Source organism: Vibrio sp. D420a (assembly GCF_030248625.1).
Taxonomy (GTDB): Bacteria; Pseudomonadota; Gammaproteobacteria; order Enterobacterales; family Vibrionaceae; genus Vibrio; species Vibrio fortis_A.
The window spans coordinates 1-5,683 of sequence record NZ_JAHGAN010000073.1 but is presented as its reverse complement, the minus strand read 5'-3'; the positions used below and the strand labels follow the sequence as shown (position 1 = coordinate 5,683).

The window sequence follows — 5,683 nt, the reverse complement described above, 5'->3', positions numbered from 1 at the left end:
GGTGCTTAACAAATAGTGGTCTTTAAGACCTTATGTTGACACAAATAATTCCCCCTTAGTTCAGTTGGTAGAACGGCGGACTGTTAATCCGTATGTCGCAGGTTCGAGTCCCGCAGGGGGAGCCATTTTAGAGAAAGCCTCATCACACGATGAGGCTTTTTCGTATCTAATACTCCTGCTTTGTGCCAAAGCAATGTCTCAGACCTAGCCGGCCGCGTCGAATCCCGCAGGGGGAGCCACATTCAAGAAGCCAAGTCGAAAGACTTGGCTTTTTTCGTTTTAAAATGCGACTTGCTTGTTCCAAGTAATGTCTCAGAGCTAGCCGCCCGCGTTGAGTTCCGCAGGGGGAGCCATTTTAGAGAAAGCCTCATCACATGATGAGGCTTTTTCGTATCTAACGCTCCTGATTTGTGCCAAAGCAATGTCTCAGCCGAATCGTCGGACCGTCCTATCACTAGATCCTGTTAATGCGTTTCCTTGTGATACAAGCTATTGGCTAAGCCATATCTTAGAGTCACATCGCGACTCACTCACTTAAACGCCCCCCCCTACACACCTCAGAACATCGATTCTTTCGTGCTACTGACAAGTTTCATTTCTGTTCTCAAAACAGGCAAGCACTTACATTCACGACACAAAACGGCACACTGTTACTTTTTTTTCGTCGTAAATTTAATCTCTATCATACTTTCGTATTTTTCCGATATCTGCCCTACACCACTTAGATTACTATCCGATGAAACAGCTCGATTATTTTTATGCTGTGTGAGGAAACATGAAATTAAAAACGCAAGCTTACATCTTATCTGCAATTATTCTGGTTGCCCTGTTAGCACTAACCGCCACCGGTCTTTGGACATTGAGAGTCGCCAGTAACATCGACAACAAGGCTCGTGTTACTGAGCTATTCAAGAGCGCCTACAGCATTCTCACAGAAGTAGAGAAAATGGCGATTGATGGCACTCTAGAAGAAGAGCAAGCGAAACAACTTGCAACACGCCTACTGCGTAACAACATTTATAAAGATAACGAGTATGTGTACGTTGCCGATGAGAATATGACCTTTGTGGCAACCCCACTTGATCCTCAATTGCATGGAACCAGCTTCAACGATTTTAAAGATGGTAATGGCAACAGTGTTGGTCAGCTTATCCAAAGAGTCTTAGGCAATCGCACCGGGCAGATCGTTGAATACACTTGGACTCAAAAACTGCCAGATGGAACTATCGAAGAGAAACTATCTATCGCAGAGAAAACTCCGCATTGGGGATGGGTTGTCGGTACAGGTATTGGCTTCAACGAAGTTAACGCACGTTTTTGGTCGACCGCTCAATGGCAACTGTTCCTTTGTCTAGTGATCGCTGGTGTTATCCTTTCAAGCCTAATCTTCTCGATCAAACGTATGCTTGCACTCCTTGGTGGAGAGCCTAAGGATGTGAGAGCCGCTGTACAAGCTGTAGCGCAAGGTAAGATCCAGACATCCTTCGATACCAAGCCTGAAGACGGCAGCATCTATCACGCAGTGCAGCAGATGAGTCAGTCGTTGGCTGAGTTAGTTTCCAACTTAAACGCCTCCATGCTAGCACTCCGTGGTGAGCTGCAGCGCGTAGAAGACCGTGCAGGCTCGATAGCTCAGCTGACTGAAACTCAGCAACAATCAACGGAAATGATCGCTACAGCAATGACTGAGATGGCGTCGTCCGCAAACAACGTAGCTGATTCTGCAGGTGATACCGCGCGCAACACCGACGAAGCGGACAAACAGAGTCAACATACTCAACGCCTCATACATAACACTGTAGACAACATCCAAGGCCTTGCCGGCCAGCTCAACACGGCTAGCGAAGCGGTCGCTAATCTAGATAACGATGTGAATAACATTGTTAAAGTATTAGACGTAATCGGTGACATCGCAGAGCAAACTAATCTACTCGCCCTCAATGCCGCGATAGAAGCCGCACGCGCTGGTGAACAAGGCCGAGGGTTTGCAGTGGTCGCTGACGAAGTTCGTAACTTAGCAGGCCGAACGCAAGACAGCACCAAAGAGATCCAGTTGATGATTAACAATCTTCAAGAAGGCTCTCGCAATGCTATTCAGACAATGGAAGTCTGTGCTGAAACAAGTCAAAGCACTGTAACAGAGTCTCAGAACGCATCAGAAGCCTTACAACAGATTGTGATTGCACTTGAGTCTATCTCTTCAATGAGCCATCAAATTGCAACAGCTGCAGCCGAGCAGACTCAAGTAAGCGACGACATATCTAAACGCATCAATATGATCGAAGAGAGTGGCAATCAATTGAGTGGCGTGGTGACTGAAAGTCATAACAGCACTCAAACTCTAGCCTCACTTTCTAATGAACTTGAAGCTTGGGTTAACCGTTTTGAAGTAAAACACTAACTCACCATTCATTTGACTAACTAAAAAAGCACGTTTTCATACGTGCTTTTTTTTATTTAACCACTTTTTACGAGAGTTTAAACTCATTCTGCATCTGGTTTAGCGCATGCTAGGCCTAGGTTTTTCGTACAAAATGGATAAAAACACCCCACTAAGTATAGAAAAACATCAAACAATACTTTTTTTGCAATTTAGTGTTGACCCAGAACCGGAAAACACGTTTAATACACCTCGTCGCCCGGATAGCTCAGTCGGTAGAGCAGAGGATTGAAAATCCTCGTGTCGGTGGTTCGATTCCGCCTCCGGGCACCACAATTTATTTGTTGGTGTCTATAAGACAACAGCAGTAAAGCACGAAGAAATTATCAGTGCCGACTTAGCTCAGTAGGTAGAGCAACTGACTTGTAATCAGTAGGTCACCAGTTCGATTCCGGTAGTCGGCACCATTTCTTTCAAGCTTTAAGAATAATTCCCCCTTAGTTCAGTTGGTAGAACGGCGGACTGTTAATCCGTATGTCGCAGGTTCGAGTCCCGCAGGGGGAGCCACATTTAGTGTGCCGACTTAGCTCAGTAGGTAGAGCAACTGACTTGTAATCAGTAGGTCACCAGTTCGATTCCGGTAGTCGGCACCATTTATATTATTGAGAAGATTTGTCTTCTTAAATAATTCCCCCTTAGTTCAGTTGGTAGAACGGCGGACTGTTAATCCGTATGTCGCAGGTTCGAGTCCCGCAGGGGGAGCCATTTTAGAGAAAGCCTCATCACACGATGAGGCTTTTTCGTATCTAATGCTCCTGCTTTATGCCAAAGCAATGTCTCAGACCTAGCCGGCCGCGTCGAATCCCGCAGGGGGAGCCACTTTAGAGAAAGCCTCATCACACGATGAGGCTTTTTCGTATCTAATGCTCCAGCTTTGTGCCAATAGCAATTTCACCGTTCAGCCGAACCTATCGCACTCTCCATAGTATTAAATATCCCACAAACTCAGCCTGTTACTTTCGTTATCTACTGCCTTCGTATATATTGGTTAAAGCGTTACCTGCGCTTCCTACTCGCGGAAAGAGTTAAACTCAAGGCCATCAAACTTCTCCCTCTTGGGAAACTACAATTTGATTTACCTTCTCTTCTGATCAGCGAGTGCAGAAGTTACGAGATGGTGAATATATGAATGCTTTTTCTCTCAACCTGACATACCTAAAAAAACACGCGAAATATCGACTAAAACGAGTCAGGTCGGGCTCTGTCGAAGACTTACGTTGGTTACTCGCTCTACATCCTCAGCCTCTCCTACCTGCTGATAGCGTTAAGTTGGCAGACGTACACTTAGCATTAGCACGAGAGCTAGGGGTAAGTAGCTGGAGTAAGTTGTTATCACATATTGATAGCCTGGACAGGAATAAAAGTTCAGATGGCGCTCCTCTACCCGCTCTAGACAATGACTTACAAACCCTACATGTACGTTGCGGTCATGATATACAGCAAACATTAGAGCAAGCAGGATTCAGTGGAGACTTCCTACCATACATAGAACCGCTATGTATCGGCCCTTTATTTCTGGATGAAAAGACGCTTTCAGCGATCAGAGCAGAATATGTATCTGATCGACTTCTGTCTGAGATGAAAGAAGTAGAAAAGTCGCTTGAGCAAATAAAGTCTGAAGCGAAACAAGCGACGAGTAAGCTCTTAGATAATGACTATCAACGTATTGTTTTATGGGTTGAGCACGACAACTACGATCAATTGATGTTGATTAGATCTTTATATCTACTTTCATACCAAAATACTACTAAGGTAGAGATTATCGAGGTGAGTACCTTCCCAGGTAGAGAAAGGTTCATCGGTTTAGGTCAACTGCCTCCTGAAGCGCTGCGTGCACTCTGGAATAGTCGAAAAAAAGTATCTGTAGAGCATATAACAGTAGCAACAGAGTTATGGCCGGCTTTCTGTTCAAAGAGCCCTTTAAAGCTAGTCGAGTACTACCATAAAGTAGACCAAGGCCTTTTCCCTAATATTAGAGCAGTAATATTTAGACACTTACAGGAACTCCCCCACATAGACTCAAAGTATGGGTTAGTGGAACGCCTGACTATAGATATCTTAAAAAATGAAGAAGAGGGCCTAGAATTCAATGAACTCTTTAAACGCTATATGAAGCTAGAGCCTTTAGTATACTTAGGAGACCTAATGTATTGGGCTCTCATTAAACCGTTAACTGAGGGCCCTGAGCCCATCTTGCAAGCCCAGAGATCAGAGAGCAAAGATTGGTATAACAACCGCATCTCCCTCTCCAAGTCTACCCACAATAGAACTAGTAAAGTTGCAGACAAGTGGGTTGGCGGAATTCACCTCACTCCTAACAACTTTTGGAGCTGGGATCATCAGGACTTAGCGACGATATCCCATTATAACTAGATGCACATAAGCGTCTTATCGTGTGGAGAGCTTAGATTTACTCCGCACTCACTTTATGTCCGAAGTTCCTAGTTTTCCTTATCTCCCTCCAGCACTCTCAGCAAGCCTCTAATGAGGCTAATTAAAAAATGAACCATAGGCACTACATATTTGCTAGATAACTCTACGGTTCGATTCCCCCCCTATAAGCCTCTAAGGCACCGGGCGTGAAGTAGCAAACGGCTAATGAAGGAACAAACGTGATTTATCGATGATTGGACAGAGGCTTAAGCACAAAGAGTAGGATTATTGACGATAACGGATCAACTGAGAGCAGAGCGCACAGATCGAAGACCAAGTTATCTATAGCTAGAAACGACGAAAGCCTAGTCGTAAGACTAGGCTTTCTGATAAGTGGCGGAGTGGACGGGACTCGAACCCGCGACCCCCGGCGTGACAGGCCGGTATTCTAACCAACTGAACTACCACTCCGCAGTGTCTATTCAGCTTAAAGCAATTTGAGCCTGACGATGTCCTACTCTCACATGGGGAAGCCCCACACTACCATCGGCGCTATTGCGTTTCACTTCTGAGTTCGGCATGGAATCAGGTGGGTCCACAATGCTATGGTCGTCAAACAAATTCTGTGGTTAATTTGAAGTATCAAATCAACAAAACAAATGGTGCTAGTACCCAGATTTGAACTGGGGACCTCACCCTTACCAAGGGTGCGCTCTACCAACTGAGCCATACCAGCACAAAATTTGGAGCCTGGCGATGTTCTACTCTCACATGGGGAAGCCCCACACTACCATCGACGCTATTGCGTTTCACTTCTGAGTTCGGCATGGAATCAGGTGGGTCCACAACGCTATGGTCGCCAAGCAAATT

At 45.3% G+C, this 5,683-nt stretch carries 2 protein-coding genes, 8 tRNA genes and 2 rRNA genes; 8 read left to right on the top strand and 4 right to left on the bottom strand.

Going from position 1 to position 5,683, the window contains the following annotated elements; all coding sequences use genetic code 11:
- Positions 1-49 precede the first annotated feature (49 nt).
- The 8 genes from KI743_RS23730 (at position 50) to KI743_RS23695 (ending at position 4,813) form a co-directional block, all read left to right on the top strand.
- Positions 50-125 (top strand) — tRNA-Asn (locus KI743_RS23730).
- A 650-nt stretch (positions 126-775) separates the two neighbouring features.
- On the top strand, positions 776-2,401 hold the full coding sequence (locus KI743_RS23725) for a methyl-accepting chemotaxis protein (RefSeq protein ID WP_285468510.1): 1,626 nt from the start codon (positions 776-778) through the stop codon (positions 2,399-2,401).
- Between the two features lie 236 nt (positions 2,402-2,637).
- Positions 2,638-2,713: transfer RNA gene (locus KI743_RS23720), tRNA-Phe, on the top strand.
- Positions 2,714-2,771: 58 nt separating this feature from the next.
- Positions 2,772-2,847 (top strand) — tRNA-Thr (locus KI743_RS23715).
- 24 nt (positions 2,848-2,871) lie between these two features.
- Positions 2,872-2,947 (top strand) — tRNA-Asn (locus tag KI743_RS23710).
- A gap of 10 nt (positions 2,948-2,957) precedes the next feature.
- A tRNA-Thr gene (locus KI743_RS23705) sits at positions 2,958-3,033 on the top strand.
- 36 nt (positions 3,034-3,069) lie between these two features.
- Positions 3,070-3,145 (top strand) — tRNA-Asn (locus KI743_RS23700).
- A 420-nt stretch (positions 3,146-3,565) separates the two neighbouring features.
- Positions 3,566-4,813 carry a DUF1835 domain-containing protein gene (locus KI743_RS23695; protein WP_285468508.1) on the top strand — a complete coding sequence of 416 codons (1,248 nt, stop codon included), beginning with the start codon at positions 3,566-3,568 and terminating at the stop codon, positions 4,811-4,813.
- 394 nt (positions 4,814-5,207) lie between these two features.
- On the opposite strand, the gene KI743_RS23690 is transcribed toward KI743_RS23695, so the two are convergent.
- The 4 genes from KI743_RS23690 to rrf (KI743_RS23675) all read right to left on the bottom strand — a co-directional run bounded on the left by KI743_RS23690 (position 5,208) and on the right by rrf (KI743_RS23675) (position 5,677).
- Positions 5,208-5,284 (bottom strand) — tRNA-Asp (locus KI743_RS23690).
- Positions 5,285-5,314: 30 nt separating this feature from the next.
- Positions 5,315-5,430: ribosomal RNA gene (gene rrf, locus KI743_RS23685) — 5S ribosomal RNA — on the bottom strand.
- A gap of 43 nt (positions 5,431-5,473) precedes the next feature.
- Positions 5,474-5,549, bottom strand: a tRNA-Thr gene (locus tag KI743_RS23680).
- A gap of 12 nt (positions 5,550-5,561) precedes the next feature.
- Positions 5,562-5,677, bottom strand: a 5S ribosomal RNA gene (rrf, locus tag KI743_RS23675).
- Positions 5,678-5,683: the final 6 nt, after the last annotated feature.